Here is a 19,276-nt window from a genome sequence, read left to right as displayed (position 1 = left end):
GGAACGCTCCCGCGCCCCGGTGTTCGATTTATCTTGACAGAGGTAAAACACGTGTTTAAAAATCACGTTTGTAACAAGCGTATGACTGACCAAAAGACAAAACTCACGAACGAAGAGACCCGGCAGCGCGTGCTGGATGCGGCCACCGGGATCTTTGCCGATGTCGGCTATGAGGCGGCGACAGTGCGGGAAATCTGTGCGCGTGCCGGAGCCAACATCGCCGCCGTCAACTATCACTTTGGCGACAAGATGGGGCTTTACCGCCAGGTGTTGCTGGAGTCGCTGGCACCGGTGGAGCGGGCCACCCAGTCGATGCCGCGGGAACTCCGCCCCGAAGAGGCGCTGCAGATGTTCGTGCGCGGCATTGTGGGGGAGTTCCTCGAGGCCAAGGATTCCACATCGAGTATCCGCATCATGGTGCACGAACTGGCACGGCCCACCGGCGCTATGGAAGGCGTCGTGGCGCGCATCATGCGTCCGAAGGCGCTTGTGTTATGCAGCATCATGGGCCAGTTGCTGGGGCGTCCCGCGAGCGACCGCCGGACCCAGATGTGCGCGCAAAGCGTGATGGGGCAGATTCTGCACCAGATTCACGCGCGCAAGATCGTGGAGATGCTCTGGCCGGAGTTGAAGCAGAGCCCGCGCACGGTTGACGAGATTGCCCAGCACATCACGGAATTTTCTGTCGAAGCGGCCAAGGGCATCCGCCGCAATTACCAGCGCGCCGCAAAGAAGGGAACGAAATGACGGATACACCGAAATCTCAGGAGCCGGTGGCGATGCCGGACGCCGCGCGCGCAAAGCGCATGAAGACTGTCCGAATCGTCATCCTTCTCATCGTGGTGCTGGCCGCGCTGCTCGCTGTGCAGGCATGGCGGCAATCGCGCGCCGGTGACGCGGTGGTGGCGCTCAGCGGACGCATTGAGGGCGACGATTCGGCGCTGGCGAGCAAGGTCAGCGGAAAGATTCTCGAAGTGCGCGTTCGCGAAGGCGATCATGTGGCGCAAGGCGACGTCATCGCGCTGCTGGACGATGCGCAGATTCGTGCCCGCGAGGAACAGGCCCGGGCGCTGGTTGAGCAGGCGCAGGCGCGCGTGAGTGCATCGCGGCAGCAGATTGCAGTGCTCAATCAGCAATTGATTCAGTCGAAGTTGCAGGAGTTGCAATCGACCGAAGATGCCGGTGGACGCGTGGAGCAGGCGGAAGCGCAACTGGCCGCCGCGCAGGCGGACCTGGCGCAGCAGGAGTCAACGCTGCGGCTGGCGGAGTTTGACCGCGAGGCCTACACGCGGCTGGCAAAGTCGGGCGCGGTCTCCGAGCGCCAGGGGCGCGAGGCTGCCTCCAGGGCGGATGCGCAGGCGGCAGCCGTGGCGGCGGCCCGGCGGCGTGCGGATGCCGCGCAAGGAGCGCTGAAACTGGCCAAATCCAGCCTCGCCAACCCGGCCATTCGTACCGCGCAGACGGCGGCACTGGAGCGGCAGATTGCACAGCAGAAGGTGGAAGTGTCCGCTGCAGAGTATCAGCTGAATCAGGCGCAGGCGCAACTGGCGGAGGCGCAGGCAAACCGCGCAGACCTGACGATCCGCGCGCCGTACGAAGGCACGATTGCCACGCGCGCCGCGGAGCCCGGCGAGGTGGTGGCGGCTGGCACTGCGATTGTCACCATGCTGGACCTCGGCAAGGTCTACCTGCGCGGGTTTATCCCGGAAGGACAGATTGGCCGCGTGAAAGTTGGCCAGAGCGCGCATGTCTACCTCGACTCCGACCCCAAGAAGGCGCTGGATGCCGTGGTGACGCGCATCGATCCGCAGGCGACCTTTACTCCCGAGAACACGTATTTCCGTAGCGACCGCGTGAAGCAGGTCATCGGCGTGAAGTTGCAGATGAAGAGCGGCATCGGCTACGCCAAGCCCGGCATGCCTGCCGATGGCGAAGTGCTGGTGAAGGGCGACGAATGGCCCTCCGGCTCGCGGCGGTAAGCGCAGGGTGAGGAGCGAATGAGCCTTGCGGCAGACCAATTCGGAGCGATGCCGGTGCCTGACGTACAGACGCCCGCCGTGCGAGTGGAGCAACTGCGCAAGCATTATGGAGCGCTGGAGGCCGTGCGCGGCGTCTCGCTGGAAGTGCAGCGCGGAGAGATCTTCGGTGTGATCGGGCCGGACGGTGCCGGCAAGACCTCGACGTTTCAAATCCTCGCGGGTGTGATGCCTGAGACTTCGGGCGTCGCTCAGATTTATGGGCGGCCCTCGCGGGAGGCGCGCGCAGAGGTTGGCTACCTGACGCAGGCGTTCAGTCTCTACCCGGACCTGAGCGTGATGGAGAACATCCGGTACGTCGGCGATCTGCGGCGTGTGCCGCGCGAGCAGATTGCGGAGCGGGCGCATCGCTATCTCTCAATGTTTGACATGGACCGCTTTGCTGCGCGGCTGGCGGGGCGGCTGAGCGGCGGCATGAAGCAGAAGCTTGCGCTGGCAGCAGCCCTGGTGGCTCAGCCGCGTGTGTTGCTGCTGGACGAGCCGACTACGGGTGTCGATCCGGTCTCGCGTCGTGAATTCTGGGACACGCTGGCGCATCTCGCTTCCGATGGCCTCACCATCGTGGTCGCGACGCCATACCTCGATGAAGCAGAGCGCTGCCATCGCGTGGCGCTTATGCACCTGGGCGAGATTCACGAGCTCGGCACCCCGGCCGAGTTACGCAATAAGTTGGGAATGAGCCGGCTGGAATTGCACACCAGCGATTTGCGGCGCGCCGAAGCTGTGTTGTCGCGTGGGGAGAGCACTGCGGTTGCCGACGTGCAACGATTTGGCGATCGCCTGGATGTGATGACGCCGGACGCAACGGCCGCGCGGGCGGATATCGCGAAGGCTCTGCCAGGAACAACACTGGGACTGCGCGAAGGCGCGCCAACGCTGGAGAACACGTTCGTCGCCCGGCTGCGCGCGTTGGGACAGGAGATGCGTGCGCCGGAATATCCGGGGCGGCATCCGCATCAGGACCTGCGAGGCGGCGTAGCGATTGACGCGCGTCAGCTCACCAAACGTTTTGGGGCCTTCACGGCGGTGCATGGCATCGATCTCAACGTGAGGTATGGCGAAATCTACGGGCTGCTCGGAGCCAATGGCGCGGGGAAGACGACGGCCATCAAGATGCTCTGCGGGCTGCTGGAGCCGAGTGGCGGAGAGATTGAACTGGCGGGCGAGCGCGGCACGCTGCGTTCGCGTCAGGTGCGCGAACGGATCGGCTACATGTCGCAGAAGTTCTCGCTCTATGACGACCTGACGATTGACGAGAACCTTGAGTTCTTCGGCGGAGTCTACGGCGTGCCGCCAGCGGAGCTTGCGGAGAAGAAAAAGTGGGTGCTCGCTTTTTCCGGGCTGGAAGGCAAGGAGCAGATGATCACGGGCAAGCTGCCCGGCGGCTGGAAGCAGCGGGTCGCCTTTGGCGCGGCCATTCTACATGAGCCGAGCGTGCTGTTTCTCGACGAGCCGACTTCGGGTGTGGACCCGCTGGCGCGGCGGGCCTTCTGGCGCATGATCAACCAGCTCGCGGACATGGGCACGGCGATTCTTGTCACCACGCACTATCTGGAGGAGGCCGAGCAGTGCAACCGGCTGGGCTTCATGGTGGCTGGCGAACTGGTGGCGGAGGGTGCGCCGAGCACTGTGAAGCAGCAGCAGACGGGGCACCTGCTGGAGTTTGTGGTGGACGAGCCTCAGCGCGCCGCCGATTTGTTGAAGCAGTCGATGGAGCGGTGGCGTGTGTCGTTGTTCGGATATCGCCTGCACGTCATCACCGGTGAGGACTTGGCGGCGGAGCAAAGCGAGGTGGAGGCGAAGTTGTCCGGCGGCGGCATCCGGGTGGAGAGCGTGACCGAGGAGAGCTTCTCTCTGGAGGATGTGTTCATTGCCGTGGTGGAGCAGGCGCGCGCCCGCGGGCGGATTGCGGTGGAGGAGTAGCCGATGCGAAGGATTCTGGCGCAGATACGGAAGGAACTGACGCAGATTATGCGTGACCGGCTGGCTCTGGCCCTGGCGTTGGTGATGCCGATGTTTCTGATGCTGCTGCTGAGCAGCGCGCTCTCGCTCAACGTGAATGACCTGCCGCTGGCGGTTCAGGATTTCGACAACTCGCCGGCCTCACGCAGCTATCTGGATGCCTTTCGTGCCTCGGTGAGCTTTCGCGAAGTTGCCTGGCCGGGCGACGCAACTCCGGAGCAGGTGCTGCAGGCAAGCAAGGCACGCGGCGTACTCATCATCCCCGAGCACTTCGGACGCGACCTTGCGCGCGGCGTTCCGGCCAACGTGCAGCTGCTGGTGGACGCCACCGATGCGAACACGGCCAAGCTGGTAAGCGGCTACGCGGGGATGGTCACGCGGGCCTATAACACGCAGAACACCTCGTCGCCGAATGCGGCGCTGGTGTCGCCGCAGGTGCGGCTGTGGTTCAATCCCGGCCGCGACTCGCAGAAGTTCTACGCGCCGGGCATCTTCGTCCTAGGACTGTCGATGTTTCCGCCGCTGCTGGCTTCGTTGGCAATGGCGCGCGAAGCGGAGCAGAAGACGATTCTACAGGTCTATGTCTCCAACATCAGCGCGCATGAATTCCTGCTTGGCAAGATTCTGGCGTTCGCCATCATCGGCTTGGGCGAATGGGTGCTGCTGATGATTGCGCTGTTCTCGGTATACGGATTGCGCTTTGTGGGGGAACCCTCGGCGTTCATCGTGGCCACGTTGCTCTACACCTTTTGCGTGGCAGCGTTCGGCTCCATGGTGGGCGGCGCCATTCCAAACCAGACGGCGGCCATCCAGGTGGTCGCGCTCGGCGGCTTCCTCGTGGTCTTCTTGATGGCCGGATTGATTTACCCGGTGCAGAACATTCCGGCGTCCCTACGCTGGGTGTCGAACATCATCTGGGGACGCTATTACATGGAAATTGTCCGTGATGCGCTGCTGCGCGGCGGTGGCTGGCCTGCGATGTGGTTCGGCGTAGTCATGATCGCCGTGATTGCCGCAGTGCTTTACTTTGTCGCGTGGTTCCGGCTGCGCAAGATGCAGGTGAACGCATGACGCCTGAAATGCCATCCCTGAGTTTCTGGCAGCGGCTGCGCGCGCTGGTGCGCAAGGAGTTGAACCAGATTCGCCGCGACCGCCGACTGATGCTCTCGCTGGTGGTGCCACCGACCATGCAGTTGCTGCTGTTCGGCTTTGCGCTGGATTCGACTGTCTCGAATTTGAAGCTGGGTGTGCTGGATGAGAGCAAGACGCCAGAGAGCCGCGAACTGGTGGCGACTCTCACGGAGAGCAAGAGCTTCCGCCAAGGCGGCGACTACCTGAAAGTCAGCACGCTGGAGCAGGACATCAGCCGAGGCCGTCTTGATGCCGGCGTGGTCATTCCCTACGACTTCGCGAAGACCCTGCATCGCGGCCAACTGACGAACATTCAATTCATCCTGAATGCCGTGAACGCCAACAACGCCACCATTGGCGAGGGCTACGCGCGCGGCGTGCTGGCCAGCTATAACGCGCAGCTCGCGGCCCAGGGGCTGCGCGCGCAGGTGAACCCGGTGGGCCATGAACTGAGCCGCAAGGGTACCGTGCGGTTGACCTCGGCAAATCTCTTTAACCCTGGGCTGGTGACGCGGTGGTTCATCGTTACGGGCGTGTTTGGCGTACTGCTGCTGGTGAATGGAACCATCGTCTCTTCGGGCGCCATGATCAAGGAGCGCGAGGCGGGCACGGTGGAGCAGCTGCTGATGTGTCCGGCGGGCACCACGGAGATCGTCATTGCCAAGCTGACGCCGCTGTTCGGCCTGCTGTCGTGCATGGCGCTGTTTGCCCTTGTCCTGATTCGCGTGATCTTCGCGGTGCCGATCCGTGGAAGCGTCGTTCTGGTGTTCTGCGGTGCGGCCATGTGCCTGATGTGCGGCGTAGGAATCGGAACCTTCATGGCCACGTTCACCCGCTCAGCGCAACAGGCCATGTTGCTGACCTTCTTTGTGATTCCGCCACTGGCCTCGCTCTCGGGAGCCGTGGCGCCCATTGAGTCTATGCCGCATTGGATGCAGCAAGTCACCATCGTCAACCCGATCCGCCACTTCGGCGTCATCACGCGCGGTGTGATGGTGAAGGGAAGCACGCTGGCGGAGCTTTGGCCGAATTTTCTCGCACTCATCATTTTCGCGCTCGTGCTGATGACACTGAGCGTGCGCAGGTTCCGCAAGCAGCTTGGCTAGCGCGCGGCGTGGCCCGCGGGAGGAAGCATGAATCACAGGATGACGAATACGGTTGCAATCACGCTGGCGCTGACAGGCATGCTTGTGGCGTTTGAGACGCAGGCAGTGGCGCAGGCAACGACCGTTGCCGGGCAGTTGCCGCTCTCCGGACGCAGCGCGCAGAGCGGCTCGGTCTCGGCGCAGCAATCGGCTGTGGCCGGCACCACGCAGAGCATAAACACCATGAACGCGACGGTTTCCGTGCAGGGTGCGTATGCGCAGAGCGGGGCGGCAGGCAAGCCTCTGACGGGACCATTGACCTTGCGCGAAGCTGTGGGGCGCGGATTGGACTACAACCTTGGTGCCCTCGGCCTGACGAATGCGGGCCTGCAGGCGCACGGGCAAATGCGTATCGCCCGCAGCGCGCTGCTGCCCAATGTGAACGGCTCCCTGCGAGAGGTGGTTGCACAGACCGACATGGCGGCTCAGGGCTTAAAGCTGGCGTACATTCCCATGGTCATCGGGCCGTTCAACTACTTTGATCTTCGCGCCACGTTGACGCAGACCGTGGCCGACCTGACGGCGTGGAACAACTACCGCTCGGCGCAGGACAACCTGCGGGCCGCGCAACTGGCGTCCAAGGACGCGCGCGACCTGGTGGTGCTGGCTGTTGGCGGTGCATACCTTCAGGTGATCGCCGCGCAGGCGCGAGTGGAGGCCGCAAAGGCGCGTGTGGAGACTTCGCGTGCACTCTACGATCAGGTGCGGCAGCGTCGCGAGGCAGGACTGAATGCGCAGATTGACGCCAACCGCAGCCAGGTGGAGTACCAGACACAGAAGCAGCGCCTGACAACTTTGCAGAATGACCTGGCCAAGCAGCGCATCAATCTCTGCCGCATGATTGGCCTGTCTCCAGATACCGAGCTGGCGTTGGCAGACAGCGTGCCCTATGCGCCTGCGCCAGAGGTGAATTATGAAGATGCGCTGCGCACGGCGCTGGCTACTCGCGCGGACCTGCAATCGGCTGCCGCGGCGCGTGATGCCGCCGCGCATGCGCAGAGTGCTGCCAAGGCCGAGCGGCTTCCGCAACTGGCGTTTTCCGCCGATTACGGTGCGATCGGTGTGAATCCCAATCAGTCGCACGGCACGTTTACCGTGGCCGGAACCGTGAAGGTTCCGCTGTGGCAGGGCGGACGCACAGAAGGAGACATTGAGGTGGCACGCGCCACACGCGACCAGCGCGAAGCCGAACTGCGCGAGATGCGCACGCGCATTGAAGCTGAGTTGAAGAGTTCGATGCTGGATGTGGCTGCCGCCGAAAGCCAGCTCAAGGTGGCCGAGAGCAACCAGCAGGTGGCGCGCGAAAATCTTGTGCTCACCCGTCAAAGGCTCGATGCAGGCATTGCGGATTCAGTGGAGCTGACACAGGCGCAAGAGTCCGTGGCCACCGCCGAGCAGGATTACATTACCAGCCTGCTGGCGCACAACCTGGCCAAGCTCAGTCTCGCCCGTGCCATGGGCAACGCCGAGCCGCGGCTCGCTTCCTTCCTCTCGCTGCCGTAATCTTCCGCACAAAAGAAGGGCCTCGCCGAAGCGAGGCCCTGAGTTGTTTCGTCGATAAGACTACTTTGTCATCAGCATGTAGTTCGGCGAGTTGTCGTCCACCTGGATGCAGACGAACTTGCTGGTGCTGATGTCGATGCAGTTCAGGATGACCGTCCCGCTCTGCGAGACGTTGATGACGCCGTAGCTGCCGGTAAAGGCCGCCGACGCGCTGATTGCTTCGCCCCAGCTGAACCAGCCTTCGCCAGCGCTGACATCGTTGCCGGTCACGGTTCCGTCGGTGGCAACCGTTACCTGGCCGATGCCCATGCTGAAGTCCGGATTCAGCGCCACGGGCTGGCCGAAGATGTAGCTTCCGGCGATGGCCGTTGCGGTGAAGGTGGTGTTCGACTGCGGTTCGACCCACCCCAGTCCGACGTCCTGCGACGTATCCATGACCACGGCCTTGTTGGGGCCGTAGATGTACATGTAAACGTAGCTGGTGCCGTCAGGCGAGAAAGCACTGCGTCCCGAGGACACGCTGGCGGTAATGCTTCCCGTCGAGTCGTTGGCCGAGTAGTTGGTGTTTCCGGAGGTATCGACCGAGGTGCGGTAGGTCGCGTTCAGCGTAAAGCCGGTGGAGCCGTTGCCGGTTCCCTGCGCGATGAACGTGTTGTATCCGGCGATGCTGCCGTCCGTGTTTACATCAGTTCCATGCATGTAAAGTGCGAACGCACCGCTGATACTGGAGTTGCTATACGTTGAGGCCGAACGGGCGCGCATCTCGCCGATGTTCACTCCGCTATTGGCATCGCTCGAGTTGGCTTCCAGGACGAACATGCGCGAAGCGTCGATGATGTACGCCTTCAGCACCGTGTTGGCAACGTTGATGGTGAACACGCCCGTGGTGGAATCCGGTGTGGTGTAGGTTCCGCCAGAGAGCGCCATGTTGGTGGATGTCGTCAGTCCGGTGCCGGGGTTGTCCTTAGTCTGATCTGCCAGGCCGCTGACGGAGCCGCTGCTGAAGCTGAGGTAGCCAACCATGCCTTTCGGGAGGCCCGCGCCGGTCTCGCCGCCCATCTGGAAGACGACGCCGTTGCTGGTCAGCGTGGAAGAGGCAAACGCCGAAGTGGTGTCCAAGTAGCAGACGCCGCTGGCGTGTTGCCCGCTAGGAGAAGCACCCACATCATCAGTTGCGGTGATGCGGATGGTGTCGGCCGGAGCCGAGCTCTGGTTGTTGACGCCGATCGCGTACTGGTGCACGGTCGCGCCGTCGAAGGTGAGGGTGGCGGTGCCGAGGTTGTCGGTGCCGATGTTGTAGGTGCCGGTGAACGTACCGGAGTTCACGCCAATGCTACGGCCCTGTGCGTCATAGGTTCCGGCGCTGATGGTGCCGGCTCCGTTGGCGTAGAAGGTCAGCAGGCTGCCCCAGCGTGAGCTGTCGCTGTCAATGTAGCCCTGCATCTTGCAGGAGTAGCGGCCGCTCACATAGGACGTGTGTCCGGTGGGCGTGGCTGCCACAGTCATCGTGTAGCTGGTGGAGGTGGTCTGGTGCGTCGAACTGTCGGTGGCGGTTACGGTCAGCGTCTTGCTGCCCGAGTCGCTCGAAGTCGGCGTGCCCACCAGCGACAGGGTGTTGCTGGAAGAGACCGCCAGGAACGACGGCCCTGTGAAGCTGAGCGAGTAGTTGGCGCCGTTGTTGGAGCCGCCACTCACGTTGAAGTAGATCGACATTGGGTTGCCAACCACGCCGCCCGGTATGTCGCTCTGTACGGTGTTGATGACCAGCGGGCTGGCCGGTGCATTCACAACCACCGGAACGGAGGCGCTCTTCTGCGTGTCAGCGTTGGAGGTTGCCGTGATGGTCGGGTTGCAGGCCGTGGCTGGTGCCGTGTAGGTGACAGATGCCGCCGGGCCCGTGGTGCTCAGCGTGCCGCAGCCGGTGGTGGGCGAAATCGACCAGGTGACGCCGTAGTAGGTGGCGCTGCTGGTGGCCACGCCCGGTCCCGGAACCGCGTCATTGGCGACCGCGGCCGTGACGTTCAGCGTGGTCTGACCGTTGATGTTCTGCTGCGTGTTGGGTGAGACGGAGACGCTCACCGGAGTAACGGTCAGCACGTAGCTGGCGTTCTTGGTGGCGTCGGTGGTGTAAGCGGCCTTGATGTTGGCCGTGCAGCTCGAGGTCAACGTGCTGCTGGCAACCGCGGTGACCGCCGCTGTGCTGCCTCCGGAGTTGGCGGTGACGGTGGCGCAACTGGTGTTGTCGGAGCTCCATGTGATGCCGGTACCGCCAACGATGGCGCCCGTGAGATCGAGTTCGCTGGTGCCGTTCTTGTTGCTGGCATCGAGCGACCAGGGGCCGGTGGGCGAGATGCTGACGGAGATGTCGGAGACATCGAGTTCGACGCTCGCCGTCTTGGTGGAATCATTCTGCGCCGTCACCGTGATCTGCGCCTTGCAGGCGGTGGCCGGTGCGTTGAACGTGTTGGTGGCTGAGTAGCCGCTGGTGATGCTGAGCGAGCCGCAGCTGGTGGCGCCGTTGAGCGGCGTCAGCGTCCAGGAGGCGGAGCCAGCGAGCGCGTCATTGCTGATCGTGGCCGTCAGGCTCTGCGTGCCGTTGATCACCACGCCCGTGGTGCTGCTCGGGGTGAGAGCGACGGTCAGCGGCAGTACTGAGATCGTGAGCGTCGGACTGGTGCGCGCCGTGTTGGTAACGGAGGCGGCCACAATCTTGGCATCACACTGCGCGATCTGCGGTGCTGTCGGTGTAAAGGTGGTTGAGTAGGTCACGCCGTCCGCGGTCGTTACCGGCCCAAGCGTGCCGCAACTGCTGCCGGAAGCGAACGAGAAGGTTACTCCGCCGTTTGTGAAGTCATTGCTCAAAACAGCCGACAACGGAATCGCCAGGCTGTTCTGGGCCATCGTGGTGGGAGGCGTGCTGCCGCCCGAAGTGATGGCGCTGACCGAAATCGGGTTTACCGTGATGGTCGCAGTGACGGAGTGCGAGCTGTCGTAGGTTGAAGCCGCCTTCAGTGTGGCGGTGCAGGCAGCCGTCAGGCTACTCTCCGCGGGAGGAGTATAGGTACCAGGGGAACTCACCATGCCGGTGGTGATGACAGTATTCGTGGCCGGAACAAGGGTGCCGCATCCGGTCGCCGGCGAAATCGTCCAAGTGGCGCCAAGTTGTGAGCCGTCGTGTGTGGTTCGCACGAGCAGCGGCACCAGCGGGGTATTCGCCTGAATGCTCGAACTGGCTGGCGGCGTGATCAGGGTAACATCGGTCGGCGTCACCGCGATGGGCGCTGCCGCCGTGCTCTTGGTGGTGTCCGCGTTTGATTTGGCCGTGATGGTTGCGGTGCAGGCGGAGGCCAGAGTGCTCGGCGTGTTATACGTCGCGCCGGTCGTTGTCTGGTTGCTGAGCGAGCCGCAACCGGAGGCCGGGCTGATGCTCCATGAAACGCCTGCGGCGTTCAGGTCGTTGGTGACCGTCGCCGAAACCGTGGTGGAAGCGCCTTCGTCCAGCGTGGTGCTGGCGGGAGTCGCCGCCACGGAGACCTTGGGATTGACCGTGACATTGAGCGCGGCGTACTTGCTGCTGTCCAGCGCTGAGGTGGCGATAACCTGCCCGGTGCAGGTGCTGGAGATGCTGGCGTTTGGTGTGAAGGTTGCGGTGGTGCCGCCGGTGCCGGCTGCAACCGTGCCGCAGCTGTTCGTGGCGGACCAGACCAGGCCCTGGCTGGAACCATCATTGGTGATGGTGGCCGCAAAGTTCACCGCGTTGCCATCGGCAAACTCGGTGATCGCGCTGGTGGGGCTGGTGATGGCGACCGAGATTGGATTGATGGTGAACGTCTTGGTGGTTTTCTGATTGCTGTTGATGCTGCTGGTGGCCGTGATGGTGACGGTGCAGGCCGTATCAATGCCGCTGGAAGGCGGCGTGTAGGTGGCCGTAGTGCCGTTGCTGGTCAACGTGCCGCAGGGGTTTGCGATCACCTGCGGGCGGCGATATCCGGCGGAGAGGCCGCCGGTGTAGGCCATGCTCCACGTCGGAGTGTCCGTGGCGCCGCTGGCTTCATTGCCCATGGTCGCCGTGAGGGTCACGGCCGAGGCGCCTTCTCCGAAAGTCGTCGTGGTACCGGAGCTGGATGAGATCGAGACGGTGATGGCTTTTACGGTAAAGCTGACGGTTCCTGTCTTGCTTGTATCCGATGCCGATGTGGCTGTGATCGTAGCCGTGCAGTCACTGTTCAGCGTAGCGGCTGCCGGCGGCGTGTAGGTGGCTCCGCTCGATGTGCTGGTGAGCGTGCCGCACCCGGAACTGGGGCTGAGGCCCCATGTGACGCCACCACTCTTGCTGTCATTGGTGACGGTGCTGGTGAGGGTGATTGCCGAGGTTCCGGCTGGAATGGAGGTTGAGGTTGTTGAGGATGTGATGGCAACGGAGATGGGATGACTGCTGTCTCCGCATCCTGTCATCAAACTCCAACTACAAAGCAAGGCTAAGAAAAACAGGAAGGATATTCTCGAACGCATTAGAAAGCTCCTGGCCAGTGCGCACGATCGGTCTTACTGCACACCTCGGGCGCTTGGGTGAGCGCGCCTGCCCGCGCGGAGTTCACTGCAATCACTGCAAGGGGGTGTAGATGATTTCAAAATGCGATTGAGAACTGTATCGCAGACCAGCAGGGTTACAAGTATAAAGTTAGGTAATAGGTGCCTGGTCACCCTGGAGCCACTGAGGGATGAACCTCTTCGCGATATACTCGCCCCATGTGTGGACGCTTCCGCCTCACCCGTGCCAGCCAGTTGGCAGAAGAGTTCGGCCTTGATGAAGCCCCCGAACTCGCAGCGCGCTATAACATTGCGCCGGGGCAGGAGATTCTGGCTGTGCGGCAGGCCCCTGCCCAGCCACGCCGAACGGCCTCGGCGCTGCGTTGGGGATTTGTTCCTTCCTGGGCCAAGGATCCATCCATCGGCTTCAAGATGATCAATGCCCGGGCGGAAACCGTGTCGGAGAAGCCTTCTTATCGCGAAGCCCTGCGGCAGCGGCGCTGCCTGATTCCGGCCGATGGGTTTTACGAGTGGAAGAAGGACGGCAAGGCAAAGCGCCCGTACTGCGCAGCGCTCAAAGATGATTCCGTCTTTGCCTTTGCCGGACTCTGGGAGCGTTGGCACTCGCCGCAGGGGCCGTGGTTGGAGAGCTGCACCATCATCACCACCACGCCCAACGCCCTCATGGCAGGCATTCACGACCGCATGCCGGTCATCCTGCCCGAGGACGGCTATGCCTTGTGGCTGGACCCGGGCTTCCGCGACGTGAAGAGCCTGTGCGCGATGCTGCAGCCGTATCCTGCGGCAATGATGCGCTGCTACGAGGTCAGCAACCGCGTCAACAGCGCCCAGTACGACGATGCTTCCTGCGCCGAACCTGTCGCATCCAGTGAGTTGCCCGGCTTACGCCTTTAAATGGATTCCCTGACGGATTGCCCGGTGTTCTGAAGCTCATCCTCGATAATTCGAATCAGCTCCTTAGGGGCGATGGGCTTGTGTGCGAGCAGCGGCGGCGGGCCTGGAATGTGCGCTTCGGCCAGCACGTCGCCGGAAGCCAGATTCCCGGAAAACAGGAGGATGGGGAGCTGGGGCACCAATTCGCGCAGGGCGCGCGCCAGTTCAAGACCCGACATGCCGGGCATCAGCATGTCTGAGATTACGACATCGGGTTCAAACTGCTTTGCTTCAACCAACCCCTGGGCCCCGCTGCAGGCATAGCGGCAATCGTACCCGGCGCGCAGCAAAACCTCGTTCAGCATTTCGGCAATCGCTTCCTGATCGTCTACAACCAAAATGCGTGTCTTCACCGTGACTCCGTGGTGGGGGAGGGAAAATTGTTTTGCAGGTCAAAAGAGTACACCAGTTGGAGAATCATGGAGACTGCAAGACGAAAAAACGCGCCGGATCGGGATTGCTCCGGCGCGTTTTGACTCGGTGGTTCCGTTTCAGGAATTCCGCTTTTCGATCTTGGCCCAGCCGTCCTTGAGTGCGACCGTGCGGTTGAAGACCGGCCGTGCCGGAGTCGAATCCTGGTCCACGCAGAAGTAGCCGAGCCGCTCGAATTGATAATGGCCCAGCGGCGCGCCCTGCGCCAGCGAAGGCTCCAGTTTGGCGTGCTCAATCACTTCCAGCGAGTTCGGATTCAGGTTGGCCGTAAAGTCCTGGCCTTCCTCAACGTCATTCGGATTCGGCTTGCTGAACAGCGTGTCGTAGACGCGCACTTCGGAGTCAACCGCATGCTGGGCCGAGACCCAGTGGATGGTCGACTTTACCTTGCGTCCATCGGGGGCATTGCCGCCGCGCGTCGCCGGATCGTAGGTGCAGCGCACCTCCACGATCTCCCCGGCATCGTTCTTCACCACTTCCTGCGCGGTAATGAAGTAGCCGTAGCGCAGGCGCACCTCGCGTCCGGGGATAAGGCGGAAGTACTTCGGTGGCGGAACCTCGCGGAAGTCGTCCTGCTCAATGTAGAGCTCGCGGCTGAACGGCACCTTGCGCGTGCCCGCCGCTGCGTCCTCGGGGTTGTTGATGGCCTCGAGTTCCTCGCTCTGCCCCTCGGGGTAGTTGGTGATGACCAGCTTGAGTGGCTTGAGCACGGCCATGGCGCGTAGCGCGTGCTTGTTCAGGTCCTCGCGAACGTAGTGCTCGAGCATCGCCAGATCGACAATGCCGTTGGTGCGTGAAACACCGGCGCCCATCACAAAGTTGCGGATGGCCGCGGGCGTGTAGCCGCGGCGGCGCATGCCGCTGATGGTTGGCATGCGCGGATCATTCCAGCCGCTGACGTGCTTCTCCTGCACCAGCAGCAGCAGCTTGCGCTTGCTCATCATGGTGTAGGTCAGGCTCAGGCGGTCGAACTCGATCTGCTGTGACGGGAAGATGCCCAACTGCTGGATGTACCACTGATAGAGCGGCTGGTGATCGGCAAATTCCAGCGTGCACATGGAGTGCGTGACGTGCTCGATCGAATCCGACTGGCCATGCGCAAAGTCGTACATCGGGTAGATGCACCACTGGTTGCCGGTGCGATGGTGCTCCGCGTGCAGAATGCGGTACATCACCGGGTCGCGCATGTTCAGGTTCGGTGAAGTCATGTCGATCTTGGCGCGCAGCACGCGCGAACCGTCCTCGAACTCGCCGGCCTTCATGCGCTCGAACAGCGCCAGGTTCTCGTCCACGCTGCGGCTGCGGTAGGGGCTTTCCTTGCCCGGTTCGGTGAGCGTGCCGCGGTATTCGCGGATCTGTTCGGCCGTCAGGTCGTCCACGTAAGCCTTGCCGTCCTTGATCAGCTTGACCGCCCATTCATAGAGCTGGCCAAAGTAGTCGGAGGCGTAGCAGAGTTTGTCCCACTCAAAGCCGAGCCAGCGCACGTCCTCCTGAATGGAGTCGACGTACTCCTGGTCTTCCTTGGAGGGGTTGGTGTCATCAAAGCGCAGGTTCGTCTTGCCGCCGAACTCGTCGGCCATGCCGAAGTCGAGGCAGATGGCCTTGGCGTGGCCGATGTGCAGATAGCCGTTCGGCTCCGGTGGAAACCGCGTCTGGATGACGGCATCGCCGTACTTCTTCGCTTCGATGTCCTGCACGAAGCGGTCACGAATGAAGTTGGACTGCGGGGTCTCCGGAGCGTTCATTGCAGGTTCAGACTTTGAACTCGACATGATGATTCCTCAGCGCTCACTGCGTAAAACTACGGCGCTAGCCCAGCAGGGCCAGCGCCTTGTCAATGCGTTCCAGCGTCGTTGCGCGTCCGAGCACGGCAATGGTCTCGAACAGCGGCGGCGCGTTCTTGCGCCCGCAAACGGCCACGCGGATGGGCTGGAACATCTGTCCGGCCTTCAATCCGAGTTTGTCGGCGGCGGCGCGCAGCGCGTCATTCAACGGATCGTGATGGAAGTCCGCTTCGGCGATGCCGCTCAGCACCTGCTTGGCGTTCTCCAGAACGGTCTTCACCATGGCCAGGTCGCCCTTCTTCGGAACCATCTCGTTCACGTCGTAGGGCGCAAGGTCCTTTTGGAAGAAGAAATCGGCGGCCGAGCGCGCTTCGCTCAGCAGGCGGATTCTCTCGCGAATCAGCGGCGCAACTTCGGCAACCTTTTCGGGCGCGGCGGTCATGCCGTCGCGATTCAGGAAGGGAAGCAGTTGGGCGCTGAGCGTCTCAATCGGCAGCGCACGCAAGTGCTCGCCGTTGAGCCAGGTGCTCTTGGGGTCGAACGGTTCTTCCTCGCTGAAATTGACCACGGCGTTGGCGCGGTTGATGCCTTCGAGCGTGAATAGCTGCTTCAGCGTCTCCAGGGTCATGAATTCCTGGTCGTTCTTCGGATTCCAGCCCAGCAGGCACAGGAAGTTGATGAACGCTTCCGGCAGAAAGCCCGCGTCGCGGTAGGTCGTTACGCTGACAACGGGGCCGTGGCGGCGCTTGCTCAGCTTGGTGCCGTCGGGCGCAACCAGCAGCGGCAGGTGCGCAAACTGCGGAGCCTCGGCGCCCATGGCGTCGAAAATGAGCAGGTGCTTGAAGGTGTTGGTCAGGTGATCCTGGCCGCGGATGATGTGGCTGATCTTCAGGTCGGCGTCGTCGGCGCAGCTTGCCAGGTGGTAGGTCGGCATGCCGTCCGAGCGCAGCAGCGCGAAGTCTTCAATATCAGCCAGCGCCTTTTCCTGATCGCCATAGACGGAATCAGTAAAGCGCAGGGTGCCGAACGACTCACGCGGCACGCGGAAGCGCAGCGCGAAGGGCTCGCCGGCAGCGGCACGGCGGTCGCTCTCCTCGCGGCTCATGTTGCGCATGTCCGGATTGCAAAGCCAGGTGCCCTGCGCGCCGGATTTCTCGGAGTCGCCGGTGTGCGCCGGGGTAAAGTCGCGGTACGCCATGTCCTTGGCGAAGATGGCGTTGGCCACTTCGCGATGGAAGGCCAGCCGCTCGGACTGCTTGTACTCCTCGTCCCAGCCCAGACCCAGCCACTTCAGGCCCGCAAAAATCGATTCCACCGAGGCATCCGTGTTGCGCTCGACGTCTGTGTCGTCGAGCCGGAAGACCATGGTGCCGCCAGTATGACGGGCAAATAGCCAATTAAAGATGAAGGTGCGCGCGCTGCCCACATGCAGAAAGCCCGTGGGTGACGGCGCAAATCTGACTCGTAGCATAAGTAGCAAGTATAGCAACTTGCGCGGCGGGGCGCAGTGGAGGTAACGCTGGTACACTTCCACGCATGTGGCAGCGAGCCTTCTCCATCTTGCTGAAAGTAGTGTTGGTTGCCATCGTCACCATCGTGGCGTCCGGCGCCGGTCTCTTCGTGACCGCATTTCTCTACAGCCGCTACGTCATGCCCGGACTTGTTCAAAAGTACCCACATGATGGCCAGTTGGCGCTGGAACTGATTGTCGCTTCAATCATGGGTGGGGCAGTCTGCGGCATTGTGGCGCTTGTCGCCGCAATTCTGTGGCTCACTCGAAAAGAATGGTTACCCCGGTTCTTCGGAGCGCAGCAAGGCTAACCTGGAATGCGAGACGAGTTTCTTTGCCCAAGACTCGCAACTCGAAACTTGAAACTTTCCTACTCCGACTCGTCCTGCGTCTCCCAGCGGCCGGCCCGCATCTCCGCGACTTCCGTGCGGGCGCGCTCGCGCAGAGCCATGTAATCGGCTTTGGCTACGCGGTTCAGCGGCAGCTCGCCCGCCTGCAGCAGCACGTAGTGCCGCGGACGCATGTAGCTGGCGAGTCCGCGCGCGTGGCGTTGCAAAGCCGTGAGCTTCAACTCCGCGCCCTGCTTGGTCTCCACAAAGAGCACGATGGCCTCGCTCAGAATCGGGTGTTCCACGCCGACGGCCGCGCATTGCGCCACTTCGTCGAGGTCCGCAAAGTGCGCCTCCACGTCTCCGGGAAAGACCTGGAAGCCACCGGGTTTGATGAGGAACTTGGCGCGTCCGTGCATGTGCAGTGCGCCGTTGGCATCCATGCTGCCGAGGTCGCCGGTGTAGAGGAAGCCGTCGCGGCTGACGGTCTTGGCCGTGGCCTCGGCGTCATTCAGGTAGCCGAGGAAGGTTTGCGGGCCGTTGAAGCAGACGTGTCCGATTTCACCGGGAGGTAGTTCGCTGCCTGCAAAGCCGTCGGCACGCATCTCGCCGCGAATGGTCATGGGGTAGACAGGCGCGGCCTTCCCCAGGTCCTTCGAGCACTGGCGCGCGTCAGCCGAGGGCAGCCGTGTGTAGCTGCAGAAGCCGGAGCTTTCCGTCAGGCCCAGCCCGGTGCCGACGTTCGGAGCCATCGTTGCCATCTTGTCCAGAAATGCAGGGGGCACGCTTTGTCCGCCGTAAACGGCAATCTCCAGCGAGCGAAGGTCGAATGAGTCGTAATCTTTCAGCCGCCACTCGAACTGGAAGAGCGCCGGAATCTGCCCGATGGCCGTGACCTTGCATTCCGAGATCGCCTGCATGGACTTCAGCGCGTCGAAGACCGGCAGCAGCACGGCGGTGCCGCCCTCAAAGATCGTGCCCATCAGCAACTCGGTCTGCCCGCCCACATGGCTCGGAGGCAGGTTCACCAGCGTGACCAGCGGTGCCTGGCTGCCGTGCAGGAGTGTCTGACTGATACACATGGCCTGGCATGCAATGCCGCGGTGCGACAGCAGCGCGGGTTTGGGCGAGCCGGTTGACCCGGTAGTGAAGATCACGAGTGCGCCGTCAGTCTCGGTGACCTTGGCGGTGGCCTCCGCGTAACGGGCGCGCAGGGCTATCGCGCGGTCAGCAGTGCTCTGCAAAAGCTGCATCGCGTCGCCAAACAGCTCGACCACATTGGCGCATCCGGGCGTTGTCTCTATGCCCGGGGCGGAGAACTGCACCACCAGCTTCGGAGCGAACTGTGCCTGCAACTGGCCGATCAGCGGCGCCACATCGGGCGTGCCCGGCATCTTCAGGAAGGCGAAGCCGCGAGCCTTCACTGCCGACAGGCACCGCACAATCTCCGCCGGAGTGAGACGCAGGTCGAGCGGAACAAAGATGACGCCCAGCTTGAAGCAGGCGTATTCGAGGAAGACATGGTGGCTCGTGAAGGGCAGCAGCGAGACGAAGGTATCGCCCTTCGCAAAGCCCGCTTCCAGCAGCCGCATGGCAATGGCCGTGGAGGCCGCGTCAAACTCCGCCCAGGTCGTTTCCTTGCGGCGGTCAAAGTCGAGGAGCGCAACGCTGTTCGGGCGTTCGGCGGCCCACTTCGCCACGGTGCGGTGCAGCAGGTGGCGGTCGGCAAACTCGTGTTCAAAGGTCTCGGCGGTCAGGAGGGCAAGCGTGGGGGAAATCATCATAACGGTCAACGCGTCAGCGAATGGATTTTACCGCACGTGGCGGTTCCATTGGAGGAGCGCTTCAGTGTTCCGCGCGATGAGCGCGGCGGCGCGACTGCCCGCGAAGGCGCAAAATCACGCCATCAGAAAATCCTCAGCGTTTCACCACGCATTCCTCGATATTCAATTCCGCCTCC

At 62.7% G+C, this 19,276-nt stretch carries 13 protein-coding genes; 8 read left to right on the top strand and 5 right to left on the bottom strand.

Annotated elements, in window-relative coordinates; translation table 11 throughout:
• The first annotated feature begins 81 nt into the window (after positions 1 to 81).
• From AC6IZO_RS06490 to AC6IZO_RS06465, 6 genes are read left to right on the top strand one after another with little or no spacing between them, the layout of a single operon-like run.
• Positions 82 to 747, top strand: coding sequence for a TetR/AcrR family transcriptional regulator (locus AC6IZO_RS06490; protein WP_497809174.1), 666 nt, complete (start codon positions 82 to 84; stop codon positions 745 to 747).
• A complete protein-coding gene (locus AC6IZO_RS06485) occupies positions 744 to 1,979 on the top strand; it encodes an HlyD family secretion protein (protein ID WP_497809172.1) in 1,236 nt (411 codons plus the stop codon). Before AC6IZO_RS06490 ends, AC6IZO_RS06485 begins: the two co-directional genes overlap by 4 nt.
• Positions 1,980 to 2,033: 54 nt before the next feature.
• Positions 2,034 to 3,959 carry an ATP-binding cassette domain-containing protein gene (locus AC6IZO_RS06480; RefSeq protein ID WP_497809170.1) on the top strand — a complete coding sequence of 642 codons (1,926 nt, stop codon included), beginning with the start codon at positions 2,034 to 2,036 and terminating at the stop codon, positions 3,957 to 3,959.
• Between the two features lie 3 nt (positions 3,960 to 3,962).
• On the top strand, positions 3,963 to 5,069 hold the full coding sequence (locus AC6IZO_RS06475; protein ID WP_497809168.1) for an ABC transporter permease: 1,107 nt from the start codon (positions 3,963 to 3,965) through the stop codon (positions 5,067 to 5,069).
• Positions 5,070 to 5,077: 8 nt separating this feature from the next.
• On the top strand, positions 5,078 to 6,235 hold the full coding sequence (locus tag AC6IZO_RS06470; protein WP_497809166.1) for an ABC transporter permease: 1,158 nt from the start codon (positions 5,078 to 5,080) through the stop codon (positions 6,233 to 6,235).
• Positions 6,236 to 6,274: 39 nt separating this feature from the next.
• Entirely contained in the window at positions 6,275 to 7,777 is a 1,503-nt protein-coding gene (locus AC6IZO_RS06465) for a TolC family protein (RefSeq protein ID WP_497809164.1), read from the top strand.
• 60 nt (positions 7,778 to 7,837) lie between these two features.
• Here AC6IZO_RS06465 and AC6IZO_RS06460 read toward each other — a convergent pair whose 3' ends face one another.
• The gene (locus AC6IZO_RS06460; RefSeq protein WP_497809162.1) at positions 7,838 to 12,232 is read right to left on the bottom strand and encodes a beta strand repeat-containing protein; all 4,395 of its coding nucleotides are present in this window, start codon (positions 12,230 to 12,232) and stop codon (positions 7,838 to 7,840) included.
• A gap of 294 nt (positions 12,233 to 12,526) precedes the next feature.
• Here AC6IZO_RS06460 and AC6IZO_RS06455 point away from each other — a divergent pair, with 294 nt between their 5' ends.
• Positions 12,527 to 13,222 carry an SOS response-associated peptidase gene (locus AC6IZO_RS06455; protein ID WP_497809160.1) on the top strand — a complete coding sequence of 232 codons (696 nt, stop codon included), beginning with the start codon at positions 12,527 to 12,529 and terminating at the stop codon, positions 13,220 to 13,222.
• Here the strand turns inward: AC6IZO_RS06455 and AC6IZO_RS06450 are convergent.
• From AC6IZO_RS06450 to gltX, 3 genes are all read right to left on the bottom strand, one after another.
• Positions 13,219 to 13,614 (bottom strand): response regulator, encoded by a 396-nt coding sequence (locus AC6IZO_RS06450; protein WP_497809158.1) that lies wholly within the window; start codon positions 13,612 to 13,614, stop codon positions 13,219 to 13,221. The genes AC6IZO_RS06455 and AC6IZO_RS06450 overlap by 4 nt on opposite strands.
• A gap of 138 nt (positions 13,615 to 13,752) precedes the next feature.
• Positions 13,753 to 15,465, bottom strand: coding sequence for a glutamine--tRNA ligase/YqeY domain fusion protein (locus tag AC6IZO_RS06445; RefSeq protein WP_497809156.1), 1,713 nt, complete (start codon positions 15,463 to 15,465; stop codon positions 13,753 to 13,755).
• 37 nt (positions 15,466 to 15,502) lie between these two features.
• Positions 15,503 to 16,948 (bottom strand): glutamate--tRNA ligase, encoded by a 1,446-nt coding sequence (gltX, locus tag AC6IZO_RS06440; protein ID WP_497809154.1) that lies wholly within the window; start codon positions 16,946 to 16,948, stop codon positions 15,503 to 15,505.
• Between the two features lie 89 nt (positions 16,949 to 17,037).
• Here gltX and AC6IZO_RS06435 point away from each other — a divergent pair, with 89 nt between their 5' ends.
• Positions 17,038 to 17,298, top strand: a complete 261-nt coding sequence (locus tag AC6IZO_RS06435) for a hypothetical protein (RefSeq protein WP_497809152.1) — start codon at positions 17,038 to 17,040, stop codon at positions 17,296 to 17,298.
• A 59-nt stretch (positions 17,299 to 17,357) separates the two neighbouring features.
• Here AC6IZO_RS06435 and AC6IZO_RS06430 read toward each other — a convergent pair whose 3' ends face one another.
• A complete protein-coding gene (locus AC6IZO_RS06430; protein WP_497809150.1) occupies positions 17,358 to 19,100 on the bottom strand; it encodes a class I adenylate-forming enzyme family protein in 1,743 nt (580 codons plus the stop codon).
• Between the last annotated feature and the right edge of the window lie 176 nt (positions 19,101 to 19,276).

This window comes from Oryzophilus luti, from assembly GCF_059726245.1.
This window is presented reverse-complemented; position numbering and strand designations above follow the sequence as displayed.

What these genes read in the sequence shown, in the direction of transcription:
- AC6IZO_RS06470 (WP_497809166.1), top strand. Translation starts at nt 5,078, where the DNA reads ATGCCATCCCTGAGTTTCTGGCAGCGGCTGCGCGCGCTGGTGCGCAAG.
- AC6IZO_RS06455 (WP_497809160.1), top strand. Translation starts at nt 12,527, where the DNA reads ATGTGTGGACGCTTCCGCCTCACCCGTGCCAGCCAGTTGGCAGAAGAG.
- AC6IZO_RS06430 (WP_497809150.1), bottom strand. Translation starts at nt 19,100, where the DNA reads ATGATGATTTCCCCCACGCTTGCCCTCCTGACCGCCGAGACCTTTGAA.
- AC6IZO_RS06475 (WP_497809168.1), top strand. Translation starts at nt 3,963, where the DNA reads ATGCGAAGGATTCTGGCGCAGATACGGAAGGAACTGACGCAGATTATG.
- gltX (WP_497809154.1), bottom strand. Translation starts at nt 16,948, where the DNA reads ATGCTACGAGTCAGATTTGCGCCGTCACCCACGGGCTTTCTGCATGTG.
- AC6IZO_RS06445 (WP_497809156.1), bottom strand. Translation starts at nt 15,465, where the DNA reads ATGTCGAGTTCAAAGTCTGAACCTGCAATGAACGCTCCGGAGACCCCG.
- AC6IZO_RS06465 (WP_497809164.1), top strand. Translation starts at nt 6,275, where the DNA reads ATGACGAATACGGTTGCAATCACGCTGGCGCTGACAGGCATGCTTGTG.
- AC6IZO_RS06485 (WP_497809172.1), top strand. Translation starts at nt 744, where the DNA reads ATGACGGATACACCGAAATCTCAGGAGCCGGTGGCGATGCCGGACGCC.
- AC6IZO_RS06490 (WP_497809174.1), top strand. Translation starts at nt 82, where the DNA reads ATGACTGACCAAAAGACAAAACTCACGAACGAAGAGACCCGGCAGCGC.
- AC6IZO_RS06460 (WP_497809162.1), bottom strand. Translation starts at nt 12,232, where the DNA reads ATGACAGGATGCGGAGACAGCAGTCATCCCATCTCCGTTGCCATCACA.